This window comes from Stenotrophomonas sp. WZN-1 (assembly GCF_002192255.1).
GTDB lineage: Bacteria > Pseudomonadota > Gammaproteobacteria > Xanthomonadales > Xanthomonadaceae > Stenotrophomonas.
In genome coordinates, this window is record NZ_CP021768.1 from 1,450,688 (window position 1) to 1,475,262 (window position 24,575).

Here is a 24,575-nt window from a genome sequence, read left to right on the forward strand (position 1 = left end):
CGAATACGGGACGCTGCCGGGCCTGAATCGGCCCGGACGTCGCTTTGCGCTCAGGCTCAGGCCGGGTCGCGGCCCTGGACCAGGGTGCCGATGTTCGCGCCGTTGAGGATCTTCAGCAGCTCGCCCGGCTGGCCCATGTCGAACACGCGCATCGGCAGGTCGCTGTCGCGGGCCAGTGCGAAGGCTGCGGTGTCCATCACTTCCAGGCCACGGCGGATCACTTCGTCGTAGCTCAGGCTGTCGAAGCGGACCGCATCGCTGTGCTTGTTCGGGTCCTTGTCGTACACGCCATCGACCTTGGTGGCCTTCAGCAGCAGGTCGGCGCCGATCTCGATCGCGCGCAGGGCGGCGCCGGAATCGGTGGTGAAGAACGGGCTGCCGACGCCGGCGGCGAAGATCACCAGGCGGCCCTTTTCCAGGTGGCGGATGGCACGGCGGCGGATGTAGTCCTCGCACACGTCGTTGATCTTGATCGCGCTCATCACGCGGGCCTTGGCGCCCAGCTTCTCGAGGGCGTCCTGCATGGCCAGGGCGTTGATGACCGTGGCCAGCATGCCCATCTGGTCGCCGGTGACCCGGTCCATGCCGCCGGCGGCCAGGCCGGCGCCGCGGAAGATGTTGCCGCCGCCGATCACCAGCGCCACTTCGGCACCGGCCTGCTGGGCTTCGATGACCTCGCGGGCCAGGCGATTGATGACCTTCGGGTCGATGCCGTAGTCCTCGTCTCCCATCAGCGCCTCCCCGGACAGTTTCAGAAGGATGCGGCGATAGGCGAGCTTGGACATGGGGACCTCGGGTGCGTGGAAATCGCGGGCGATTCTACGCGCATGCGGCGTCGGGCCAAAGTGTTTTGTGCACTGCGGCGCAGAAACCGGTGATTCGCCCCGGTCAACCGGGGCTTCCCGTTCAGCCCAGCTCGGCGCCGGCGGTGGCCGACAGCTCGTCGTGGCCAAGTGCGCCCGGGGAGCGGGCGATCACCCGGTTGCGGCCCAGATTCTTGGAGCGGTACAGCACATCGTCGGCCGCGCGCAGCAGGTCCTGCACGTCGGCGAAGCGCTCGTAGCCACCCTGGGTGGCCACGCCGGCGGAGAAGGTGACGAACAGTGGCCCGCCCTCCAGCTCGGCCATCGGCGTGGCGACGATGTTGGCCAGCACCCGGCGGATCACGTCCAGCGCCACCGATTCACTGGTATTGGGCAGCAGGGCGACGAATTCCTCGCCGCCGAATCGGGCGACGGTGTCGCTGCTACGCAGCTGGCCCTGCAGCTTGCCGGCGAAGGCGCGCAGCACTTCGTCGCCGGTCAGGTGGCCATGGGCGTCGTTGATCTTCTTGAAGTCGTCCAGGTCGATGAAGGCCACCGACAACGGCCAGCCCTGGCGGCCGGCGCGCAGGAATTCCTGCTCCAGTACCGCTTCCAGCTGGCGGCGGTTGAGCACGCCGGTCAACGCGTCACGATGGGCCTGGTCGGCGAGGCGCTTGGCGCGCGCCTCGAACTCGTCGGCGCGGCGGCGTGCCTGGTCGGCATCCTGCAGTTCGCGCAGGTTGCGCAGCGTCGCCAGCTCCTGCGCGTGGTCGATCAGCTCGCGTACCCGCGACGGTGAATTGAGGCCGGCATCGAACAGGCTGGCGATGTCGGGCAGGGCTTCGCTGATGCGGGCCAGTACCAGGTCGAAGCGCGCGCTGTCCAGTTCCAGGCGGTCGTGCACCTGCTGCAGGGCACGCTCGCGCGCGGCATCGGCGTCGGTATCCAGCCAGATGTCGGCCACGGCGCCGGACAGCTGCACGCAGGCCTGGAACGGCGATTCGGCGGTGTCCTCGTCCTCGCTGTGGCTGATGCTCTCGACCAGGTAGCGTGGCAGGCCCCATTGCTCGGCCACCCAGGCGCCGACCTCGGCATGGCTGCAGCCCAGTTCTTCGCGTTCGCGGGCGACCAGGTCGATGTTGTCGCGTGCCTCGCGCAACAGCGGCAGGTAGCGTTCCGACTCGGCCTGGGCCAGGCACAGCACGCCCAGGTCCTGCAGCAGGCCGGCCAGCATCAGCTCTTCCAGCCGGCGCAGGCCGCGCGCCTGGCCCAGCTGGCTGGCGGCCAGGGCGCTGAGGATGCTGCGCTTCCACGCGCGCTGGCGCAGGTCATGGTCGGCGCCGGTGCCGCCGGTCAGGCCCTGGGTGACGGTGAAGCCGAGAGCAAGGCTGATCGTGGCGTTCAGGCCCAGCATGGTCAGTGCCTGGCCGAGGTTCTCGATGCGGCGGCGGCTGGCATACAGCGGCGAATTGGCGATGCGCAGCATGCGAGCGCTCAGCGCCATGTCGATGGCGATGATGTCGGCGGCGGTGGCGATGTCCGCTTCCGGGTCCTGGGCCAGTTCGATGATGCGCAGGGCAATACCGGGTGGCGAAGGCAGGTTGCGGCAGAGCGCCAGGGCAGCTGTCAGCTCGGGAGGCATGTCGGGTCGTTCAATTCCATTGGGACAAGAATACCTAGGAATGCATCACAGTCCGTGATTTTCGTTCCTGCTATGTGACTGTGGATTCCCTGCGCCGAGTATCGGCTTGATTCGCGCGCAACGCAAAGCGCCTGGATGCCGGTGTGCGCACCAACGTAGGCTGTGCGTACCAACGGTGCGCACCCACGGGCCCGCCGGCATAAAAAAAGAGCCGCGGTTTCCCGCGGCTCCTTCTGGTCGCTTCACAGCCGCAAGGCTGGAATCAGACCTGCATCGCCTTGGCAACTTCAGCGGCGTAGTCTTCCACCACCTTCTCGATGCCTTCGCCGACGACCAGCAGCTTGAAGCCTGCCACGTCGGCGCCAGCGGCCTTGACCACCTGCTCGACGCTGGTATCGCCCAGCACGTAGGTCTGGCCGTACAGGGTCACGTCGCTGACGATCTTGTTGATCTTGCCGGCGATGATCTTTTCCAGGATGTCGGCCGGCTTGGACTTGTCCTTCTCGGACATCTTGGCCAGTTCGATTTCCTTTTCCTTTTCCACGAACTCGGCCGGCACGTCGCCTGCCTTGTTGTGCGGCGGCTTCAGCGCAGCCACGTGCATGGCCAGGCCGCGGGCCAGCTCGACGTCGCCGCCGATCAGGTCAACCAGCACGCCGACCTTGCCGTTGGTGTGGACGTAGGCACCGATGTTGCCGGTGGTGTCGACGTTCACCATGCGGCGGATCTGGATGTTTTCACCCAGGGTCTGCACGGCGGTGGCGCGGGCTTCCTCGACGGTACGGCCGTCGGCCAGCTTGGCGGCCTTCACGGCTTCGACGTCGGTGGCGCCCGATGCCAGGGCGGCAGCGGCGACGGCGTCGACGAAGGTCTTGAAGTTGACGTCGTTGGCAACGAAGTCGGTTTCCGAGTTGATCTCGACCAGCACGGCCTTGCCGCCGTCCTGGGCCAGGCCCACGCGGCCTTCGGCGGCCACGCGGTCAGCCTTCTTGTCGGCCTTGGCAGCGCCGGACTTGCGCATGGCTTCTGCAGCGGCGTCGATGTCGCCGCCGGCTTCGGTGAGAGCCTTCTTGCATTCCATCATGCCGGCGCCGGTGCGCTCGCGCAGTTCCTTGACCAGGGAAGCAGTGATTTCCACGGGATTACCTCACGAAAGAAAGGGGTTGGGCCGGCATGGTGGCCGGCCCGTGTGACACGGTCCTGTCACGCGCCAAGGGCTGCGCGCAGGGAGGGTGGACGCCGGGCGTCCACCCCGGGGCCTGGATCAGGCCTGGGCGTCGTCGCCCTTCTTGGCAGCCTTCTTGGCCGGAGCGCGGCGGGCCGGCTTCTCTTCGCCTTCAGCAGCGGCTTCAGCGAACTCTTCCTCACGCACCGAAGCAGCGTGCGGAGCAGCAGCCTTGCCTTCCAGCACGGCGTCGGCAGCGGCGCGGGCGTACAGCTGCACAGCGCGGATGGCGTCGTCGTTGCCCGGGATGGCGTAGTCCACCAGTTCCGGGTTGTAGTTGGTGTCGACCACGGCGATGACCGGGATGCCCAGCTTCTTGGCTTCCTTGATCGCGATGTCTTCGTGGCCGATGTCGATCACGAAGATGGCGTCCGGCAGACGGTTCATGTCCTTGATGCCGCCCAGCGAGGCTTCCAGCTTGTCGCGCTCGCGACGCAGGCCCAGCACTTCGTGCTTGACCAGCTTCTCGAAGGTGCCGTCGGTTTCACCGGCTTCCAGTTCCTTCAGGCGGGCAACCGACTGCTTGACGGTACGGAAGTTGGTCAGGGTGCCGCCCAGCCAACGCTGGTTCATGAACGGCATGCCGCAACGCTCGGCTTCTTCCTTGATGGTTTCGCGGGCGCTGCGCTTGGTGCCCAGGAACAGGACGGTGCCGCGCTTCTGGGCAACCGACGAGATGAAGTTCATCGCGTCGTTGAACAGCGGGACGGTCTTTTCCAGGTTGATGATGTGGATCTTGCCGCGGGCGCCGAAGATGTACGGAGCCATCTTCGGGTTCCAGTAGCGGGTCTGGTGGCCGAAGTGGACGCCGGCTTCCAGCATCTGACGCATGGTGACCTGGGGCATTGCAATACTCCTGATATGGAACCAGCGATTCCGCCCGCGGGGATAGGTATGCGGGACGCGTGGAAGCGCGATCGGTTCCGGGGTTGGGCTTCCCTGTTGCCTCCGTGGCCGAACTCCTTGCGGAGCACCCCGGCACGGATGGGGGCAGCAGGTGTGGATTCACCGGTGACGTCCGGTGTGGACGGGTTCCCGCGCACGCTGGCGGCAGGAATCCGGTCAATTATAGCCCGCTGGGGGTGCTTGCTGCAATTACAGGGTCAGGTGCGGCCAGATCGACCTCGCGGCCGTCCTGCAGGCGTGCCTGGAAGCGGCCACCTGCGTAGCCATCGGCGCGGGCAGGCAGGGGCCAGCGGCGTTCATGGCCCGCCAGGATGTAGCCGGCCAGGCCCGCCGTCAGCAGCGTTGACTGACCGTCCGCCGCGATGAAGCGCAGATCGTGCAGGCGACCATGCAAGATACCGGTATTGCTGAGTCGCAGTGTGGGCTGCGACGCTTGGGTCTCGACGCGGCCCTGCAGGCGGGCATGCAGCGGTGTTGCCGCTGGGCCGCGGAACAGCGCCAGGGAATAGCGCGGCAACCCCGCCAGTGCCGGCGCGAGTACGATCCGATAGGCCTGTTCGCCGACCGCCGCCGCCGGTTCGGCTGGCAGCAGCCAGAGGCGCTGGGTACTACCGGGGGCGAGGTCCAGGCGCGCAGGGCTGACCCGGATCTGGTCGCTCGGCTTCAGCAGTTCGGCGTCCAGATGCTGATCCCAGGCCAGCACCTGCACCTGGCCCTGCCAGCGGCCGGGCCCGGGGTTGTGCAGCCACAGTTCGGCGCGGCCGCCCTGGGCCGGCAGCTGCAGGGTGGTCGGCAACAGCTCCAGCGCCGTGGCGGGCAGTGCCAGCAGCAGTGCCAACAGGGTCAGCAGCGCGCGCATCAGTAGATGAGGGTCACGGAGGGACTTGCGTTCTCGTCCGTTGCTGGTGGTGTGAGCTCGCGGACCTGGGGCGGCACCCGGGGCGCGTCGCTGCGCTGGTGCGGCGACGGGCAGCGGACGCCACCCCCATCGTCGCTGCAGGATTCGACCACGGTCAGCCGGATCTGCAGGGCGCTGCTGCTGGGTTCGGCCCATGCCGGCAGGCTGGCGACCAGCATCGCCCCGATCAGAAATGCGCGAACCACCTGCCATCCACCGTGCTGAAAGACTCGCTGCGCGGTATCGGCGGGATTGGCCGGAACTGTAGCGTCGCGCTTGCCCGGCATCCGCCATGCCCGCATCCACCGGTGGGTGCCGACCGTTGGTTGGCACGCGGATCGAACCCCCCGGTGGGTGCCGACCGTTGGTCGACACGCAGGTCAATAAGTGATCGTCACCTGCACCAGGTCGTTGTAGGTGCCGGCCGGAGGCTGGCCGGTGACCGGCGGTACCCGGCCATAGATGGTCAGCTGCTGCGCGCTGCCGGTGCCGGTGCTGCTGGCCGTATCTACGGTCAACGTATTGCCCCAGCGCTGGCTCCGTGCCGAGTCCCGGTAGAGCTCGTAGGTGAGGTAGTAGGTGCTGCCGCCGATGGTGGTGGCCATGCGCCGGGTGGTGGTCGCGGCGGGATTGTTCTGGCCGTTGTTGAGGCCGACCTGGAAGGCGGTGTTCTTCAGGCAGGTCAGGGTCAGGGTTGCGGTCTGGTCGATGTTGGCCGGGATGCCGCCGGTGACGTTGCCGAAGTTCATGTTGGTGGTGACGTAGCTTCCGCATTGCGGCAGCACGTTTGCGGTGGCGGTGAAGCTGAAGGCCGCACTGGCGCTGTTGGTACCGGTGGCGCCGCCGTTGCAGGTGGCGGGAATGGTGGCGGTGCCGAGCAGGACTTCATTCCAGGCCCAGGTCAGCACCACGCTGGCACCGCTGAAGGTGCTGCTGTACGCGCCGGAGGCCAGGACCTGGTTGGCCGGGATCTGCCCGAACAACTGCACGGTCTGCGCACCGCTGCCGCCGGTCAGCAGCGGCACGTTGTAGCTCATGGTCAGTTCCTGCGCCGGTGGCGTGCCGCGCGGAACCAGGCCGGTGACCTGGCCGAAGCTGGCATTGTTGTACAGCTGGAAATTCATGGTATCGCTGGTGGCGGTGGCCATCGTGCGGAAGGTGGAACTGCTGCCGCCGCCTGTGCCTGCGCCGATGCCCACGCAGACGCGCACGCCGGTGGTGGCCAGAAGGCTCAGCGCAGCGGTGGTGCAGGTCACCGTGATGTTGAGGTTGGCCGTGCTCGGGCCGGGTGCATTGCTGTTGATGTTGCCGAACGGGAGGGTCGGATTGGCAACCGCCGTGCAGACCGCGGTGGCGCCGGCGGGCGCCGCTGCCAGCAGGCCGGCCCACAGCAGCAGGACGAGCAGCAGCACCCTCATGGCGCGACCTCCGGGATGCACTGCTGCGGTGCCGGCTTCGGCCGGGCGCCGGACGCCACCACCTTGGGCAGGTCCGGCACCTTCACCCGGCAGGGGCCTTGGCTGGTGTTGACGTACAGCACGCTGCCGGCGGCGACATCTTCCAGATAGAGCAGGCCGTCGTAGCCGACCGTGGCCTGTCGACCGTCAGGCAGCCGTACTTCGCTGCCCACCTCCAGCGGCTGCCCGTCCATCGCCAGCAGGGTCAGGCTCAGTGACGGCCGCGAGCGCAGCTGGAAGGTCACGCGGGTGCCGGCGCGCTGGCGCGGGGTCACCCAGTCCTCGATGCGGTCGGCGCGCATGTCTTCGGGCAGGTCCAGGGTGTCGATCGAGACCCGGTTGCGCTGCCACGACAGCAACGGACTGACCAGCAGCAGGCCGCGATCATCGGTGACGCCGATCAGGCGGTTCTCAAGCCGCACCGGGACGCCGCCGACCCCATTGGTGCTGATCACCGCGAATGCATCGGATACCTCGCGCGTGGCGAAGGCGTGCCCGCCCATCCACACCAGGCTGCCGCTCGCACTGGCGTAGGCGTAGTTGAGTCCACCCTGGCGCGAGGCGCCGAACGAATAGCGGCCGACATCGTTGAGGATGCCGACCTCGGCCAGGCCGCCGTTGCCGTCCTCGCCGTGTCGCAGTTGCGCGCGCCAGCCGACGCCGCCGGCACTGCCATCGCCCGGCACCGGCTGGGTCACGTCCGCCACCCAGCTCTGGCTGTCGCCGTTGCGCTGGCTCGAAAGGCTGGCCTGGCGGTTGTTGCCCAGGCTGGCGGTCACCGAGAGGTAGATGCTGCGGTCGTCGCTGCGGTCCAGGTTCTGGTTCACCGACAGGTAGGCCGACCAGCGCTGGCTCCACGTACGCGACCAGAACAGGCTCGCGTAGCGGTTGTCGTCCCCGTCGGGGTAGCGCAGGCGCAGATAGCTGGCGCTGAGCGTGCCCAGCCGCAGCAGGTCCAGGCCGAGCGTGGCCTGCTCGCTGATGCTCGGCGGCAGGTTGCCCTGCAGCGCGCCCAGGTCGCGGTAGTCGCCGTGGCTGCGTACGCTGCGCAGATTGACGTTGAAGCGACGGTTGTTCCAACTGTAGCCCAGCGCCCATTGCCCACCCTGCAGGCCGTGGTAATCACTGTGTGCATAGGCGGCATTGAACACGCCGGCAGCGCCGAGCAGCCACCCGCCACCGATGCCGGCCTGGGCCAGGCCAGCGCCGCCTTCGGCATGCGCTTCGCCGGTGAACGTGTCGGTGACGCCGCCGCGCCAGCTGGCGCTGGCCACGGTGCGATCGTCATAGGCGAAGGAGCGTTCGCCGAAATCCCTGCGCAGGTGGCCGATGCCCACCGACCAGTCCGACAGGCCCTTGGCCAGCAGCTGCTGGGTGCCGTAGAAGCTGAAATCCAGCGTCTGCATGCGGCCGAACGCATCGGTCACCACCACCTGCGCATTGCCGGTGCCGCTGATGCCGGGCTGCGCCGCCAGCTGGAAGGGCCCGACCGGTACCTGGCCGCTGTACTGGCGCAGGCCATCGACATACAGCTCGACCGTGGAGGGCACCACAGCCTGGCCGAGGAAGCTCGGCGTGGGCGTGAGCACGCGGTAGGGCTGCAGGCCGTAGTTGCGGCCGATCTGCAGGCCGCCCAGGCGAACCGGGCGGGTCCAGTCGACGAAGCCGCTGTAGAAGTCACCGACCTCCAGCGTGGTTGCACTGTTCGGGAAATCCAGGCTCCAGCGTGTGTCCAGGCGCACGCTCTCGCCGCGCCAACGGCGGTCGCCGGGCTGCTGGTAGCGGCGGCTGATGGCGGTGTTCTCGAAGGTGCCGTTGCCGATGCCGAACACCCGCAGTTCCGAGCTCAGGCTGAGGTTGCCGAGCGTGTCCACCCGGCTGCCGTAGACGTCGTAGTTGAGCAGCACGCCCGGCGACGCGTTGCCGGTTGGCGCGCGCGTCTGCGGCCGGCTGAGCACGGTGGTGGGCAGGGTCAGCTGGTCCAGCGGCACGTCCAGCGCCAGCGTCTGCATGTGTGCGTCGTAGCGCACCACCGCGCCGCTGATCTGGTCCAGGTAGACCGGTGCATCGCCGCTGGCATTGAAGCCCAGCTGGCGCAGCACTTCGGGGCTGGCCTGCAGGCGGCCGCGGTTCTCGGTGAACGGTAGCAGGCCGCGCGGCGTGCTGTTGAGCGACACATCCAGGTACAGCGTCTGGCTGGCGGTCAGCGGGGTCGGAGGCGGCAGGATCGCATCTGCCGACACGCCGGAGATATCAGCCGCCACGCCGGACACATCGGCGGCCTCGGTCGCCGCGGGAGCCAGGGCAGCCAACAGCGCGCCCATCAACGCCTCAGCGAGCCGGTGGGGGCGACAGTGGCGTCTGTTCCGACTCGCCATTGAGCTTGGCCGTGATCTGGTCGTTGTCGAGGTCGATTGCCGTGCGTTCGATCGGCCAGCGCATCACCTGGCCGGGCAGCACATAGCCCAGCAGCCCGGGATGGACGATGCGCGGGCGCGTGGCGCTGCCGAGCGCGAGGTCGGCGATCTGCGCGTAGCCGTCGCCGGTGTTGGCCACCTCGACGCCGTTCCGCCCGTCCGCCAACTGCACCAGGCGGGCCTGCAGCCGGGGAGCCAGGGTGGCGGCCGATGGCTGCACGAACACCGGGATCGAATAGCGCAGCACGAACTGCATGCCGCCGGCGCGGGTGGCCAGGTCGGGGACTTCGTCGACGATCAGGCGGTAGTACCGCTGTGCCGGCGGCGGCTCCCGGTCCGGACGCATCACCCGCACCAGCTGCTGCTGGCCGGCGGCCAGTTCCTGCATCGGCGGCGTGGCCATGACTTCATCGGTGGGCAGCAGCTGTTCCTGGCCGTCCTGCTGCACCCAGCGGAACACGCGTACCTGCAGCTTCACCGGCGAGGTGCCGCTGTTGGTCAGCCACAGCTCCGCGGCACGCTGGCGGGCTTCCAGCTGCAGGCTGGTCGGGGCGACCTGCAGGCTGGTGGCCCCGGCGGTGGTCGCGGCCAGCAGGCACAGGGCGAGCAGCGCCACGCCGGTGGCGCGCCACGGGCGGGGTCCGGCCATGCGGGCGTGCTCCATCAATAGGTGATCGTGGCGGTAACCGTATCCAGGTAGTTACCGGTGGCCGGGTTGTTGGTGCTCAGGTTCAGGATCTGGCCGTAGACGATGTACGGCACGGCCAGGCCGGTGCCGATGCCGGCCTGGGTATTGGTGCCGGACGTGGCGCCCCAGACCAGGGTATGCGCGGCGTCCTGGTAGAGCTGGTAGCCGACATAGTTGTTGGCGGTCACTGCCGCGTTGGTGTTCTTCATCCGCCGGGTGGTGACGTCATTCGCAGTGCTGGCGTTGGCGCCCGCATTCAGCGAGATGGTGTAGGGAGTCAGCGCCGAGCACTGCGCGGTCACCGTGCCCTGGCCCAGGGTGGGTGTGGCGGTGGTCGAGGCCGCCGTGCCGAAGTCGACGTTGGTGGCCGCCGCCGCCGTGATGGTGCAGGCCTTGGTGACCACCAGGGTGACGTTGAAGGTGGTGGTGTCGGCGGCCAGCGCCGGGCTGGACAGCAGGAGCCCGGCCAGGGCCCATGCCAGCGGGGATCGAACCTGGAATCGCATGGACAACCTCCCTGACCCGAAGGTCCGTTGAACAAGGCGAAGACGGCACGTTCGGCGCCGCTTGGACGACAGTGGGTCTAGCTTAGGAGGCGTAAGTGTCTGTAATCCGTGATAAATAGGCGGGCGAAAGAGCGGAGGCCATCACGCTTTCACTTTCCTTGCCGGAAGCGTGCATGGCTCGGAACGCCAGTTGGGTGGCGTTCGTTCAGATTGCGGCCGGATCGGCGATAATGGGTGCCATGAGCGTGAATCTGAAAACCCCGCAGGAAATCGAGATGATGCGCATTGCCGGCCGTCTGGCCAGCGAAGTGCTCGACATCGTCACCCCCCACGTCAAGCCCGGTGTCACCACCGAGGAACTGGACCGCATCTGCCACGACCACATCGTGAACGTGCAGGGCGCCATTCCGGCCAACGTCGGCTACCGCGGCTTCCCCAAGACCGTGTGCACCTCGGTCAACAATGTCATCTGCCACGGCATCCCCAGTGAAGGGAAGGTGCTCAAGGATGGCGACATCATCAATATCGACGTCACCGTCATCAAGGACGGCTGGCACGGCGACACCAGCCGCATGTACTTCGTCGGCACCCCGTCGGTGATGGCCCGCCGCCTGGTGGAAACCACTTACGAAGCCATGTGGCGTGGCATCCGCGCGGTGCGTCCGGGCGCCACCCTGGGCGACATCGGCCATGCCATCCAGAGCTATGCCGAAGGCGAGCGTTTCAGCGTGGTGCGCGAGTACTGCGGCCACGGCATCGGCAAGGTCTACCACGACGAGCCGCAGGTGGTGCATTACGGTCGTCCGGGCCAGGGCCTGGTGCTGCAGCCGGGCATGACCTTCACCATCGAACCGATGATCAACGAGGGCACCCGCTACAACAAGGTGCTGCCGGATGGCTGGACCGTGGTGACCAAGGACCGCAAGCTGTCGGCGCAGTGGGAGCACATGATCGCGGTCACCGAGACCGGCGTGGACGTGCTGACCCTGTCGCCGGGCGAGTCGCAGGTCTCCTGAAGATGCTGCCGGCGAGTTCGCTGCTGGACACGCCGGCTGCGTCGCTCAACGACCCGGATTGGGCTGCTGCCGCGCGCCAGGCGCTGCAGCAGGCCGACGCGCGCCTGTACCGCCGCTTCGACCAGGGCGACAACATCGAGCGCCTGCTGGCGCTGCGGGCGCGCGCTGCCGACCATCTGATCCGCCTGGCCTGGCAGCGCTGCCTGCCGGCCGACAGCGGCCTGTCGCTGTTCGCGGTCGGTGGCTATGGCCGCGGTGAACTGTTCCCGCGTTCGGACATCGACCTGCTGGTGTTCGGAGAACCGGCGGCGCAGCTGGCCCACGAGGCCGCGCTGGCGCGCCTGTTCGCGCTGTTGTGGGATTGCGGGCTGGCGGTCAGCCATGCGGTGCGTTCGGCATCGCAGTGCCGCGAGGCGGCAGCTGACCAGACCGTGCTGACCGCGCTGATCGAGGCGCGTCCGATCCTGGCCGATGATGTGGCGCGCCGCGCGCTGCGCGAGGCCATCGACGACCGCGAGCTGTGGCCGGCACGCAGCTTTTTCCTGGCCAAGCTGGAAGAGCTGCGCAACCGTCACCAGCGCTTCGGCGATACCGCCGACAACCTGGAGCCGGACCTGAAGGATGGCCCCGGCGGACTGCGCGACCTCAACACGCTGGGATGGATGGCGCTGCGTGCGTTCGGCGTGCGCGATCTGGAAGCGCTGGTCGGGTTGGGTCACCTGGGGGCCGACGAAGCGGCTGCACTGAAGCGCGAGCGCGCGGTGCTGGCACGCCTGCGCTTTGGCCTGCACCTGGTGGCACGCCGCCCGGAAGAGCGCCTGCGCTTCGATTACCAGAAGACCCTGGCCGCGCGCCTGGGCTTCGAAGACGATGCCGAGAATCTCGGTGTCGAGAAAATGATGCAGGGCTTCTACCGCGCCGCGCTGGTGGTGCGACGGATCAGCGACCGCCTGCTGCAGCGCTTCGAGGAACAGTTCGATGGCGAGGCCCAGCCGGAACCGCTGACCGTGGGTTTTTCCCTGCGCCGTGGCTACCTGGCCGCCAACGAGGCCGACTGGCCGCGCGGCGACATCGGCCAGGTGTTCGCACTGTTTTCCAGCTGGGCCAACAACCCGCAGGTGCGCGGGCTGCACTCGCTGACCGCGCGCGCGCTGGCCGAGTCGCTGCCGCTGCTGCCGGCCTATGACCAGGCCGACACCGATGCACGCGAGCAGTTCCTGGCCTTGCTGCGCGGCCAGCGTCCGGTCGATACGCTTTCGCGCATGGCGCGGCTGGGCGTGCTTGGCCAGTGGATTCCCGCGTTCGCCCAGGTCAGCGGGCGCATGCAGTTCGACCTGTTCCATGTCTACACCGTGGACCAGCACACGCTGATGGTCCTGCGCAATATCGGCCAGTTCGCCAGCAGCCGTGCCGACGAGCGCTTCTCGATCGCGCACGAAGTGTGGCCGCGCCTGCGCAAGCCGGAACTGCTGCTGCTGGCCGGCCTGTTCCATGACATCGCAAAGGGCCGTGGCGGCGACCATTCGGAGCTGGGCGCGGTGGACGCGCGCGCGTTCTGCCAGGCGCATGCGCTGAGCACGTCCGATACCGAACTGGTGGCGTGGCTGGTCGAACAGCACCTGCGCATGTCGGTGACCGCGCAGAAGCAGGACATCGCCGACCCGGAGGTGATCCATCGCTTCGCCACCCTGGTCGGCAGCCGCGACCGCCTGGACTACCTGTACCTGCTGACCTGTGCCGACATCGCAGGCACCAGCCCGAAACTGTGGAATGCCTGGAAGGACCGCCTGCTGGCCGACCTGTACTTCGCTACCCGGCGCGCACTACGCGAGGGGCTGGAGCACCCGGTGCCGGCCGCCGAGCGCGTGGCCGAGGCACGTGACAGCGTGCGCGCACTGGTGCGCGAGCAGGGCTACGACGATGCCACCATCGACCGCCAGTTCGCGGTGATGCCCGACGAAGGCTTCATCCGCCTGCGCCCGGAGCAGCTGGCCTGGCAGGCTGCCGCGCTGGTGCCGGTGAAGCAGGGCCAGGCGCTGGTGAAGGTACGCCGGATCAGCGTCGACGACCCGGCGCTGGAAGTGTTCGTGCATTCGCCGGACCGCGACGGCCTGTTCGCCGCGATCGTGATGACCCTGGACCGCAAGGGCTACGGCATCCACCGCGCACGCGTGCTGGACGGTCCGGCCGATACCATCTTCGATACCTTTGAAGTGAGCCCGGCCGATACCTTTGCCGATGGCAGCAGTGCCAACCTGGAAGCGGCGCTGCGCGAGGCACTCAGTGGTGACCTGTCGCGCCTGCGGCCATCGCGCCGGGTGGTGCCGCGGCAGCTGCGGCACTTCCGCTTCGCCCCGCGCATCGAGTTCCGCGATGAACCGGGCGCAACCCGTTTTGCCCTGGTCGCCCCCGACCGTCCCGGCCTGCTGGCCGACGTGGCGTTCGTGCTGCGCAACCAGGGTCTGCGCGTGCATGATGCGCGCATTGCCACGTTCGGCGAACGCGCCGAAGACACATTCGTGATCAGTGACGAACACGACCTCCCCCTGACTGAACCCGCCCGGCAGCAGCTGCATGACGCGATGCTCGCCTGCCTGGACCCTGATCGAAACGCCGGAGACCCCGCCTGATGGCCACCAAGCCCGCCAAGAAGACCGCCGCGACCCCCAAGAGCGCAGCGGCCCGGAAACCTGCTGCCGCCGCACCGGCCGCGAAGAAGACCCCTGCGCCGAAGAAGGCTGCTGCAGTAAAGGCCCCGGCAAAGAAAACGGCGGCGGTGAAGAAAGCGGCTGCGGTGAAGAAGGCCCCGGCCAAGAGCGCCGAAGCCGTCCGCGCCGAAACCATCGCCCGCAAGTCGCTGCGCAAGCCGTCGGCCCCGGGCGTGGAAGAGCTGAAGTTCGGCATCGAAAGCGCCTTCGAGCGCCGTGCCACCTTGACCCTGCACGAACTGGAAGGCTCGACCAAGCCGCTGGTCAATCGCGTGATCGACGGCCTGGAGAGCGGTGAGTTCCGCGTTGCCGAGCCGGATGGCCAGGGCGGCTGGAAGGTCAACGAGTGGCTGAAGAAGGCCGTGCTGCTGTATTTCCGCGTCAACGACATGGCGGTGGTCGACGCCCGTCCGGCACCGTTCTGGGACAAGGTCGAATCGCGCTTCGCCGGCTATGACGAAGCGAAGTTCCGCCGTGGTGGCGTGCGCGTGGTGCCGGGTGCGATCGCCCGCCGCGGCACCTACTTCGGCAAGGATGTGGTGCTGATGCCGAGCTTCACCAACATCGGCGCCTATGTCGGCGAAGGCACCATGGTCGACACCTGGGCCACCGTTGGTTCCTGCGCGCAGATCGGCCAGCACTGCCACCTGTCCGGCGGCGCCGGCATCGGCGGCGTGCTGGAACCACTGCAGGCCAGCCCGACCATCATCGAGGACCACTGCTTCATCGGTGCGCGCTCCGAAGTGGTGGAAGGCGTGGTCGTCGGTCACCACAGCGTGATCGGCATGGGCGTGTTCCTCAGCCAGAGCACCCGCATCTACAACCGTGCCACCGGCGAGATCACCTACGGCTACATCCCGCCGTACAGCGTGGTGGTGTCCGGCTCGCTGCCGAGCAAGGACGGTACCCATTCGCTGTACTGCGCGGTGATCGTCAAGCAGGTTGATGCCAAGACCCGCAGCAAGACCAGCGTCAACGACCTGCTGCGCGGCCTGGCCGACTGAGGATGACGGCGCCGGAGGATCTGGCGCAGTCCGCGATCTACCAGCATCCGTCCGACACCCTGTTCGGGCGGATGCTGCCGCGCCTGCTGCATGCCCCGCGCTGGACCCGGCTGCGCCGCGCGCTGTCGCGGCGCTGGCCGATGCCGGCGCTGGTCAGCGATGTGCGCGACGTGGTCTACGTGAGCTGGTGGGTCGACGTGCGCCACGCGCCAATGCCACCACCAGGCCATCATTACGTGGTCCATGCCGGACGCACGCCTTACACCATCCTCAGCTATCGGCACGGGCACTTCGGACCCGCGCTGGCCGGGCCGCTGCGCTCGCTGATGCCGTCTCCCAGGCAGAGCAACTGGCGCTGGTACCTGCGTCGCGACGACGCTCCGGACGGGACGCCGGTGGTGCTGTTTGATCGCAACGTGATGGACCAGCTGGCCTTCGTCGCCGGCGCGCGCGCTTTCAGCGATGCCATGCAGCCGCATCTGTCGGTGCGCTTCACGCATGCGCTGGATGCCGAAGGCAGTGGCCACACGCGGATCGAGGGCGGGCAGGGCAGTGCCCCGGCGCTGCACCTCCAGTGGCAGGCCGCTGCGGGCTGGGACGATGCCGGGTGGGCGGCGGCCTTCGGCGGCCATCGGGCCCTGCTGCGTTTCCTGACCTGCCAGGACGAGGCCATCGCCCGTACCTGCGACCAGCGCTGGGCCAGCACACGCATCGCGCTGCCGGTGGACATCGCGCAGCTGCAACCGTTGCAGCTGGAAGGCGAACAGCAGTGCCCGCGCCTGCAGGCGATGGGCGTGGCGCTGCACGAGGGGCTGGCCTTCCGGCTGCCAAGGGTACCGTTCCGGGTCGTGTCCGAGCGCCTGTTGTGAGATTCTGGCCCTCTGTTTTCCAGCATCACAGATGGCCATGAGCACCACTGTCTACGGTTTGAAGAACTGCGATACCTGCAAGAAGGCGACCAAGTGGCTGGACCGCTTCGGCGTGCCGTACACCTTCGTCGACTACCGCGACAACAAGCCCAGCCCGGAAACGCTGCTGGCATGGGCGGCACAGCTGGGTGGCCTGGCCGCGATGGTCAACAAGTCCTCCACCACCTGGCGGCAGCTGCCGGACAACCGCAAGGCCGCCGACTCCGAGGCCGAATGGAAGCTGTTGCTGCGCGAGTACCCGCAGCTGATCAAGCGCCCGCTGGTGATTACTGCCGATGGCACGGTCAGCCAGGGCTTCAGTGACAACGGCTTCAAGGCCCGCTTCGGCGTGGGTGACGCATGAGCGCGGTCCTCGACCTGACCTGCGAGCTGATCGCGCGGCCCTCGGTGACGCCGGAGGATGCCGGTTGCCAGGCGTTGCTGGCGGCACGCCTGAAGCAGGCCGGGTTCCAGTGCGATCACCTGCGGCTGGGCCAGGTCGACAACCTGTGGGCGACCCATGGCCAGGGCGCGCCGGTGCTGGTGCTGCTGGGCCACACCGACGTGGTGCCGACGGGCCCGCGCGAGGCCTGGGCCAGCGACCCGTTCACGCCGCAGATCCGTGATGGCGTGCTGTATGGTCGTGGCACCGCCGACATGAAGGGCAGCGTGGCGGCGTTCGTGGTGGCCGCCGAGCAGTTCGTCGCCGCGCATCCCGATCATCCCGGCACACTGGCGGTGCTGCTGACCAGCGACGAGGAGGGCGATGCCATCGATGGCGTGCGCCACGTTGCACGGCTGTTCGCCGAGCGCGGCCAGCGCATCGACTGGTGCATCACCGGCGAGCCGTCGTCGACCGCGACGCTGGGTGACCTGCTGCGCGTGGGTCGTCGTGGCAGCCTGTCGGCCAAGCTGCGCGTACAGGGCGTGCAGGGTCATGTGGCGTATCCGGAGAAGGCGCGCAACCCGATCCACCAGGCGGCGCCGGCCCTGGCCGAGCTGAGTGCACGACGCTGGGACGACGGCTACGAGAGTTTCCCGCCGACCAGCCTGCAGATCTCCAACATCCATGCCGGCACCGGCGCCAACAATGTGATTCCCGGCGAGCTGGAGGTGGATTTCAACATCCGCTACAACCCGCACTGGGATGCACCGAAGCTGGAAGCGGAGATCACCGCGCTGCTGGATCGGCATGGCCTGCAGTACACGTTGAAGTGGCATCGCAGCGGCGAGCCGTTCTACACCCCGGAAGGCACGCTGCGCGCCACCGCGCGTGCGGTGCTGGCCGAGCACATCGGCCGTGCACCGGAGGAAAGCACCGGTGGCGGTACGTCCGATGCCCGCTTCATCGCGCCATTGGGCGCGCAGTGCATCGAAGTGGGGCCGGTCAACGCCAGCATCCACCAGGTGGACGAGAACGTGCGCGTGGACGATCTGGAGGCATTGCCGGGGCTGTACCAGCGCCTGGTGGAACGGCTGCTGGTGTGAACCTGCGACGGTGGGTGCCGACCGTTGGTCGGCACGCATCCTGCCGGGCTCGGCTCTATTCCGAAAAAATGAAGAATGGCGGCTCGACCGCTTTTTTCCAGTAACTCGGCGCCGCCATGTAGAAGTGCTGCGCTTCGGCCCTGGCGAACCAGTGCGCCGCTGCGCCGGTGTCCTTGTCCACGCCCGGCGCACTGCGGCCCAGCAGCAGTCCGGCGAAGTATTGGCCGAACACATTGCCCTGCTCGCCGGCGCGCTGGTACAACTGCAGCGCGCGCGCGGGATCGCGCGGCAGGCCTACGCCTTTTTCCAGCAGCGCGCCCAGATCGACCTGTGCGTCGGCGTCGCCTGCAGCGGCGCGGCGTTGGATCCTCGCCACCAGCGGATGCACGGCATCGCCTGTGGCCGCTATCGCGCCGGGCAGTCCCGACGACGACGCATAGCGCTGGTAGACCATCCCGCGCAGCTCCCAGCGCAGCGCTCGCCGGGCATCGCCGCGCTCGCGATAAGCCTCGGCCAGGTCATGGAACGCATACGGATTGCCGTGGTTGGCGGCAGCCAGGGACCAGCGTTCGCCACGTCGCCAGGACGTGCGCAGCACCGGAGCCGGGTTGATGTGGGGGCTGTCGGCATGGCGCAACGTGCCGGAGATCCAGATCCGGCCCAGTGCTTGTTCCGCCCTGGTGTTATGGAAGGTCCAGGGTGTGGCCGCTGCGGCACGCTCGTAGTAGGCGATGGCGCGCGGATCGTTGAAGCGCTCGAAGGTCTGCGCGGTATCAAAGGCACCCTCGAAGCTGCCGTCGGATCCGCGCTGTTCCAATGCCTGCTGCTGGGACTGCGGCAGCGTAGAAGGCGGGGGCAGGGTCTGGCAGGCGGTCAGGCCCAGGCAGAGCAGGGCGGCCAGCGCCGCGTAGCGTCCAGTGCGGTGTTGCATTTCCATTACACGTTTCACGGCGGGCCATTATGCGCGCCGGGGAGTGGTTGCCAACGCAACGGTTGCGCCGTGCCGGAAACCGGGGTAGGGTCGATGCCATGTCGATCCGCCTGGCCACCGCCGTCAATAACAACAACCGCAATAATCTGCGCGCGAATAATCGTGCGCGGCCGATGCGGGACTGCGCCCTGGGTAGATAGACAGCAACACACGCCCGGACACCAGAAAACCCGCATCAGTCGATGCGGGTTTTTTTGTGCCCGGGCGCAGCCCCACCCGGGCCTGGATGGCCGGTCGAACACCTTCCCGCCCGTGAAATTCCCCAACAGGAGCTCTCCCATGTGTTCGATCTTCGGAATCTTCGGCCTGCAGGCCGGTGACGATCTTCCCGCCCTGCGCCGCCATGCGCTGGAACTGTCGCAGCGCCAGCGCCACCGTGGCCCGGACTGGAGCGGCGTATACCTCGACGAAGGTGCGCTGCTGGTCCACGAGCGGTTGGCCATCGTCGACCCGGCCGGTGGTTCGCAGCCGCTGCTGTCGGCCGATGGCCAGCTGGCGCTGGCGGTGAACGGCGAGATCTACAACCACCAGGCCTTGAAGGCGGCGCTGACCACCGCCTACGACTTCCAGACCGGCTCGGACTGCGAGGTGATCAACGCGCTGTACCGCCAAGGCGCTTCGCCGGCGCAGTGGCTGGAGCAGCTCAACGGCATCTTCGCCTTCGCGCTGTGGGACCGCGACAGCGGCCGCGTGCTGGTGGCGCGTGACCCGGTCGGCGTGGTGCCGCTTTACTGGGGCCACGATGCCCAAGGACGCCTGCGCGTCGCCTCGGAAATGAAGGCACTGGTCGATACCTGTGCCGATGTCGCGCAGTTCCCGCCGGGTCACTACTTCGACAGCGCCAGCGGTGAGCTCGTGCGTTATTACCAGCAACCGTGGCGCGACTATGCCGACGTGCAGGGCCGCCAGGCGGATCTGGCCGAGCTGCGCCAGGCCTTCGAGCATGCGGTGGAACGCCAGCTGATGAGCGATGTGCCGTACGGCGTGCTGTTGTCCGGTGGCCTGGACTCGTCACTGGTGGCGGCGGTGGCCGCACGCTATGCACGTCGCCGCATCGAGGATGGGGGGCAGACCGAAGCCTGGTGGCCGCGCCTGCACTCGTTTGCGATCGGCTTGAAGGGCTCGCCCGATCTGGCCGCCGCTGCGATCGCCGCCGAAGCGCTGGGCACCGTACATCACGGTTTCGAGTACACCTTCGAGGAAGGCCTCGATGCGCTGCCGGAAGTGATCCGCCACATCGAGACCTACGACGTCACCACCATCCGCGCATCGACGCCGATGTTCCTGCTGGCGCGGCGGATCAAGGCGATGGGGGTGAAGATGGTGCTCTCCGGCGAGGGCAGCGACGAGATCTTCGGTGGCTACCTGTACTTCCACAAGGCACCGGATGCGCGTGAATTCCACGACGAGCTGGTACGCAAGCTCGATGCCTTGCACAACTACGACTGCCTGCGCGCCAACAAGTCGATGATGGCCTGGGGCGTGGAGCCGCGCGTGCCGTTCCTCGACCGTGAGTTCCTCGATGTGGCGATGCGCTTCGATGCCGCGCACAAGATGGTCGGTGCCGGCTTTGGTGGCCGTCGCATCGAGAAGGCGGTGCTGCGCGAGGCATTCGACGGCTATCTGCCGGACAGCATCCTGTGGCGGCAGAAGGAACAGTTCAGTGATGGCGTTGGCTACGGCTGGATCGATGGGCTGAAGGCGCATGCCGAAGCACAGGTGAGCGACCGCGTACTGGTAGCGGCCGACAAGCGCTTCCCGCACAACCCGCCGCAGACCAAGGAGGCGTACTACTACCGCCACCTGTTCGAGCAGTTCTTCCCCAGCCGTGCGGCGGCCGAGACCGTGCCGGGTGGCAAGTCGATCGCCTGCTCGTCGCCGGCGGCCATTGCCTGGGACGCCAGCTTCGCCGCGGCCGCAGATCCGTCGGGTCGCGCGATCGCCGGCGTGCACGCGCAGGCCCTGGCCTAAGCCCCAAAAAGGGGACGGAGGGGATCAAGTCGTCTGTGCCACAAACGCCTTAATCCCCTCCGTCCCCTTTTTGTATCATCGCCCCCTGCACATTGGGGAATGTTCATGGACGTACAGACCGGGGGCCGGGCGCCGCCGATCAAGTGGGGCTGGCGCTACCTGGCCTGGGCCGGGGTGCCGCTGCTGGCCGGCGTGCTGCTGGCGCGGTATGCCGGGCCGGCGGCGCCCGAGGCGGTTGCCCGTGCCACCGCTGCCGCTGAAGGCAGCTGGGTGCAGCACCTGGCGTCTCCGCTGGGCCTGTTCCTGCTGCAGCTGCTGGTACTGCTGCTGGTGGCCAAGGGCGCAGGGGCGCTGCTCAAGCGCTTTGGACAGCCGGCGGTGATCGGCGAAATGGCCGCCGGCCTGATGATGGGGCCGCTGGTGCTCGGCAGCCTGCTGCCGCAGCTGCATGGTGCGCTGTTCCCAGCCAGCTCGCTGGGGCCGCTGGGCATGCTCAGCCAGCTGGGCGTGCTGATGTTCCTGCTGGTGGCCGGTGCCGAGCTGGACCTGGCGGCGCTGCGTGGCCGCCGGCGTTTCGCCTTCACGGTCAGCCATGCCGGCATTGCCGTGCCGTTCGTGCTCGGCGTCGCGTTGGCGATCTGGCTGTATCCGCAACACGGCCCACAGGGTGTGGGCTTCACCGCCTTCGCACTTTTCGTCGGTATTTCGATGAGCATCACGGCCTTCCCCGTGCTGCTGCGCATCCTGGCCGATCGCGGGATCACACAGACGCCACTGGGGCAGACCGCGATCGCCTGCGCCGCCTTGGGCGATGCCACCGCGTGGTGCCTGCTGGCGCTGATCGTGGCCGCCGCCCAGGCCAGCGGCTGGTTGCCGGCCAGCCTCAACCTGTTGTGCGTGGTCGCGTTCGTGGCGTTGATGCTGGGGTTGGTGAAGCCGTGGTTCGCGCGCCAGCAGATTGCGCCGGGCCGTGAGGGGCGCTGGCTGCTTGGCATCCTGCTGCTGTCGCTGGGCAGTGCGCTGGTCACCGAGATGCTGGGCATCCACGCGCTGTTCGGCGCGTTCGCTGCGGGCGTCGCGGTATCGTCCAATGCGCAGCTGCGTGACCTGCTGATGGCCCGTGTCGAGCCGTTCGCGGTCACCCTGCTGCTGCCGTTGTTCTTCGCCATGACCGGGCTGCGCATGCGCGCCGATGCGCTGCAGGCCAGCGACATCGTGTTGTGCGTGGTGGTGATCGCGGTGGCCACGACGGGCAAGCTGCTTGGCACCTTCAGTGCCGCGCGCAGTGCCGGCATGCCCACGCGCGAAGCGTGGCGGCTGGGTGCGCTGATGAACACCCGGGGCCTGATGGAGCTGATCGTGCTCAACCTGGGTTACGAGCTGGGCCTGCTCGGCGACCGCCTGTTCGCGGTGCTGGTGATCATGGCGTTGGTGACCACGGCGATGACGGGGCCGCTGCTGCACCTGATCGAGCGGCGCAGGGGCTGAGCGCTGCACGGTAGTGCTGGCCGCTGGCCGGCATCCATGCAGGTGTGTCCAGCATCATGAGGTTGCCGGCCAGCGACCGGCACTACCGCGCTACCGCTACCGCGCCGGAACCAGCGTCATGACATGCTGCGCCTTGCCGGGCAGGAACGGCGTCGGCCGCCCATGCACCCAGTCCTCGTGGCCGGCGCCCCAGTACGGTGACAGCGGATGGCCGCTCTGGCCGCCGGGCATGTGCACGATGCCGTCGGCCTCGTGGCCGGGCGAGACCACCATGCGCTCGGAGGCGCCGAAGTTCGGCGTCTGCACGCGCGGCATGTCCCGGTCGCCGGGCAGGTGGTCGGCCGGCATGCACAGCCAGCGCTTGGCGATGTCCGGCAACGCCCGCGCGATGGGGTGGCAGATCGCCGCGGTATTGCGTTCGCCCCAGCTGCGCTGGGCCAGCGGCCCCTGTTTGGCCAGTTCACTCTCGGTACGGCGTGCCGCGTCGATCAGCAACGCATCCCAGCTGTCGAAGGCCGGTGGCAGCAGGTTGGCCGGACGCTGTTGCAGCATCGGCCAGGCCACGCCTTCCAGCTGCGCCAGCCGCGGATCCAGGTAGTCATCGCCCAGCTGTGCGTTGGCCGGGGCCAGCAGTGCATCGGACAGCGTGGCCATGACCTGCGTGCGGAACGCACGCACCACCCGGTAGCTCACCGAACTGGCCGAAGCCCGGCCGCCCCATTGATGGCTCGCTTCCTTCAAACGCTTCAGCGCAGGGTCGTCACTGCGTTCGATGACGTCGTGCAGCAGGGCCCACCAGCGCTGCAGGAACACGGCGCGGTCGTCGAGCTGGATCGCCAGCAGGTCGTGCTCGTCGAAGCGGTCCTGGATGGCGAGCAGGTCGCGGATCTGCTGCGCACGCGCGCCGAGGTCATAGCCACCGTTGCCGACGGTAGCCAGCGCCTCGCCATCGAGGACGCGGCCGTTGGCAGTCCACAGGCGATGGTTGGGAGGATCGATCAGTGCCGGCGAGGCATCGCTGCGGATCGGCCAGGGTGCGCAGTCCTGGTTGCTGGCGGCATTGAAGCCGGCCGGTGCACAGCCAGGGCCACGGTCCGGGCGGGCGCCGATCAGGCGCCAGGCGATGCGCCCGCTGCGGTCGCCGACCACCAGGTTCTGCGCGGGGATGCCGGCACGGTCGGCGAAGCGCAGTGCACCGTCCAGGTCACCGGCGCGGGCCAGATCAGCGAAGTCCAGGCGCACGGCGCCGGGCAGGTGGGCGACCCAGCGCAGCGCATCGCCACTGCCATCGGCATGCGTGTGCAGGATCGGCCCCCAGGCGGTTTCGCGTACCGGGAACAGCACATCGGCCTGGCCGGCCACGGCGATGCGTTCTTCGTGCACGGTCACGGCGGCGTTGGCCGGTTCCGTGCGGTAGTCCGCCGTGTCGATGTAGCCGTTGGTGAAGCCCCAGGCGACGTGCCCGTTGCTGCCGACGATCACGGCCGGCAGGCCCGGCAGCGAGAAGCCGGTGACATCGACCTGGCCGCCGGCAGCCTGCGGGTCCGGGTAGCGCAGGCGCACGCGGAACCACAGGCCGGGTGCACGCAGGCCCAGGTGCATGTCGTCGGCGATGATCGCGCGGCCGTCGGTGGTGAGCGCACCGGCCACCGCGAAGTTGTTGCTGCCGACGGCGTCGGCCTCTTCCTGCTCGGTGCCCGGTTTTCCCTTCAATGTGCGCAGATCCAGCTGGCTGGCATCGGGGAGCGTGGCGTTGCCGGTCGGTTCGCCGAACAGCGGTGCATCCCATTCGGTGCCGTCGTGGGCGACCAGTGCGTACAGCGCAGCCGGCACCACCGCGCGGATACGGCTCAGCGCAAGCTCGGTCTGGTTGCCCGGATCCTGCAGGTCGGCATACATGGCCAGCCCGGCCAGCACGCTGTCGCTGGCCTGCCAGGGCTGTGGCGATTGCCGCAGCAGCAGGTAGGCCCACGGGCGCACGGAGAGATCGGCCAGGCCCTCGTTGACGCCATCCACGTAGGCACGCACGGCATCGCCGTTGTCGCCCAGTGCAGCCTCCAGGTGCGCTTCGGTGCGTGCGCGCAGGCGATGCACGCGCATGCGCTTGTCGGCGTCGATGGCCTTCGGCCCGAACAATGCCGACAGCTCGCCAGCGGCACTGCGGCGCATCAGGTCCATCTCGAAAAAACGTTCCTGCGCATGCACGCGGCCGAGCGCACGCATCGCGTCGGCCTGGCTGCTGGCGGTAATGGTGACCACGCCCAGCGCATCACGCTCGATGGTGACCGGCTTGGCCAGGCCCGGCAGCGCATGCTCGCCATCCAGGTCGGCCAGGCTGCCGCGCAGCAGCAGCCACAGCACCAGGGCGGTGACCAGCACGATGGCGATCAACACGCCCAGCACCCAACGCCATGTACGTCGCATCGCACGTCCTTTCCGAACTCGTGGGCTGATTGTAG

The 24,575-nt window shown here is 68.2% G+C and carries 20 protein-coding genes; 8 read left to right on the forward strand and 12 right to left on the reverse strand.

Features of this window, described 5'->3' with window-relative positions:
* Nucleotides 1-56 precede the first annotated feature (56 nt).
* From pyrH to CCR98_RS06765, 10 genes are all read right to left on the reverse strand, one after another.
* The gene (gene pyrH, locus CCR98_RS06720; protein WP_014646500.1) at nucleotides 57-785 is read right to left on the reverse strand and encodes a UMP kinase; all 729 of its coding nucleotides are present in this window, start codon (nucleotides 783-785) and stop codon (nucleotides 57-59) included.
* 121 nt (nucleotides 786-906) lie between these two features.
* A complete protein-coding gene (locus tag CCR98_RS06725) occupies nucleotides 907-2,445 on the reverse strand; it encodes a GGDEF domain-containing protein (protein ID WP_087921994.1) in 1,539 nt (512 codons plus the stop codon).
* Nucleotides 2,446-2,707: 262 nt separating this feature from the next.
* Nucleotides 2,708-3,583 carry a translation elongation factor Ts gene (tsf, locus tag CCR98_RS06730; RefSeq protein WP_087921995.1) on the reverse strand — a complete coding sequence of 292 codons (876 nt, stop codon included), beginning with the start codon at nucleotides 3,581-3,583 and terminating at the stop codon, nucleotides 2,708-2,710.
* A gap of 126 nt (nucleotides 3,584-3,709) precedes the next feature.
* Entirely contained in the window at nucleotides 3,710-4,516 is an 807-nt protein-coding gene (gene rpsB / locus CCR98_RS06735) for a 30S ribosomal protein S2 (protein ID WP_005408748.1), read from the reverse strand.
* A 220-nt stretch (nucleotides 4,517-4,736) separates the two neighbouring features.
* Complete coding sequence (locus CCR98_RS06740) at nucleotides 4,737-5,435, reverse strand: pilus assembly protein (RefSeq protein ID WP_087921996.1); 699 nt, start codon at nucleotides 5,433-5,435, stop codon at nucleotides 4,737-4,739.
* Nucleotides 5,435-5,761: a hypothetical protein gene (locus CCR98_RS06745; protein WP_232463097.1), complete on the reverse strand. Its 327-nt coding sequence runs from the start codon at nucleotides 5,759-5,761 to the stop codon at nucleotides 5,435-5,437. Before CCR98_RS06745 ends, CCR98_RS06740 begins: the two co-directional genes overlap by 1 nt.
* Nucleotides 5,762-5,854: 93 nt before the next feature.
* Nucleotides 5,855-6,892, reverse strand: coding sequence for a spore coat U domain-containing protein (locus CCR98_RS06750; RefSeq protein WP_087921998.1), 1,038 nt, complete (start codon nucleotides 6,890-6,892; stop codon nucleotides 5,855-5,857).
* Nucleotides 6,889-9,255 carry a fimbria/pilus outer membrane usher protein gene (locus tag CCR98_RS06755; RefSeq protein WP_087921999.1) on the reverse strand — a complete coding sequence of 789 codons (2,367 nt, stop codon included), beginning with the start codon at nucleotides 9,253-9,255 and terminating at the stop codon, nucleotides 6,889-6,891. The genes CCR98_RS06750 and CCR98_RS06755 overlap by 4 nt, the downstream gene beginning before the upstream one ends.
* Nucleotides 9,256-9,262: 7 nt before the next feature.
* Complete coding sequence (locus CCR98_RS06760; protein WP_087922000.1) at nucleotides 9,263-10,012, reverse strand: molecular chaperone; 750 nt, start codon at nucleotides 10,010-10,012, stop codon at nucleotides 9,263-9,265.
* Nucleotides 10,012-10,542 (reverse strand): spore coat U domain-containing protein, encoded by a 531-nt coding sequence (locus tag CCR98_RS06765; RefSeq protein ID WP_087922001.1) that lies wholly within the window; start codon nucleotides 10,540-10,542, stop codon nucleotides 10,012-10,014. Before CCR98_RS06765 ends, CCR98_RS06760 begins: the two co-directional genes overlap by 1 nt.
* A 173-nt stretch (nucleotides 10,543-10,715) precedes the next feature.
* Here CCR98_RS06765 and map point away from each other — a divergent pair, with 173 nt between their 5' ends.
* The 6 genes from map to dapE are packed head-to-tail and all read left to right on the forward strand — an operon-like array spanning nucleotide 10,716 to nucleotide 17,666.
* On the forward strand, nucleotides 10,716-11,558 hold the full coding sequence (map, locus tag CCR98_RS06770) for a type I methionyl aminopeptidase (protein WP_087922002.1): 843 nt from the start codon (nucleotides 10,716-10,718) through the stop codon (nucleotides 11,556-11,558).
* Nucleotides 11,559-11,560: 2 nt separating this feature from the next.
* On the forward strand, nucleotides 11,561-14,188 hold the full coding sequence (locus CCR98_RS06775) for a [protein-PII] uridylyltransferase (RefSeq protein ID WP_087922003.1): 2,628 nt from the start codon (nucleotides 11,561-11,563) through the stop codon (nucleotides 14,186-14,188).
* A complete protein-coding gene (gene dapD, locus CCR98_RS06780) occupies nucleotides 14,188-15,270 on the forward strand; it encodes a 2,3,4,5-tetrahydropyridine-2,6-dicarboxylate N-succinyltransferase (RefSeq protein ID WP_087922004.1) in 1,083 nt (360 codons plus the stop codon). The genes CCR98_RS06775 and dapD overlap by 1 nt, the downstream gene beginning before the upstream one ends.
* A gap of 2 nt (nucleotides 15,271-15,272) precedes the next feature.
* Nucleotides 15,273-16,139 carry a hypothetical protein gene (locus tag CCR98_RS06785; RefSeq protein ID WP_087922005.1) on the forward strand — a complete coding sequence of 289 codons (867 nt, stop codon included), beginning with the start codon at nucleotides 15,273-15,275 and terminating at the stop codon, nucleotides 16,137-16,139.
* Between the two features lie 31 nt (nucleotides 16,140-16,170).
* Nucleotides 16,171-16,542: an arsenate reductase gene (locus CCR98_RS06790; protein ID WP_198361065.1), complete on the forward strand. Its 372-nt coding sequence runs from the start codon at nucleotides 16,171-16,173 to the stop codon at nucleotides 16,540-16,542.
* The gene (dapE, locus tag CCR98_RS06795; protein WP_087922006.1) at nucleotides 16,539-17,666 is read left to right on the forward strand and encodes a succinyl-diaminopimelate desuccinylase; all 1,128 of its coding nucleotides are present in this window, start codon (nucleotides 16,539-16,541) and stop codon (nucleotides 17,664-17,666) included. The genes CCR98_RS06790 and dapE overlap by 4 nt, the downstream gene beginning before the upstream one ends.
* A 55-nt stretch (nucleotides 17,667-17,721) precedes the next feature.
* Here dapE and CCR98_RS06800 read toward each other — a convergent pair whose 3' ends face one another.
* Nucleotides 17,722-18,597, reverse strand: coding sequence for an SEL1-like repeat protein (locus CCR98_RS06800; protein ID WP_087924155.1), 876 nt, complete (start codon nucleotides 18,595-18,597; stop codon nucleotides 17,722-17,724).
* A gap of 339 nt (nucleotides 18,598-18,936) precedes the next feature.
* On the opposite strand from CCR98_RS06800, the gene asnB reads away from it, so the two are divergent.
* Nucleotides 18,937-20,628 (forward strand): asparagine synthase B, encoded by a 1,692-nt coding sequence (gene asnB / locus CCR98_RS06805; RefSeq protein ID WP_087922007.1) that lies wholly within the window; start codon nucleotides 18,937-18,939, stop codon nucleotides 20,626-20,628.
* Between the two features lie 99 nt (nucleotides 20,629-20,727).
* The gene (locus tag CCR98_RS06810; RefSeq protein ID WP_087922008.1) at nucleotides 20,728-22,116 is read left to right on the forward strand and encodes a cation:proton antiporter; all 1,389 of its coding nucleotides are present in this window, start codon (nucleotides 20,728-20,730) and stop codon (nucleotides 22,114-22,116) included.
* Between the two features lie 96 nt (nucleotides 22,117-22,212).
* On the opposite strand, the gene CCR98_RS06815 is transcribed toward CCR98_RS06810, so the two are convergent.
* On the reverse strand, nucleotides 22,213-24,540 hold the full coding sequence (locus tag CCR98_RS06815; protein WP_087922009.1) for a penicillin acylase family protein: 2,328 nt from the start codon (nucleotides 24,538-24,540) through the stop codon (nucleotides 22,213-22,215).
* Nucleotides 24,541-24,575: the final 35 nt, after the last annotated feature.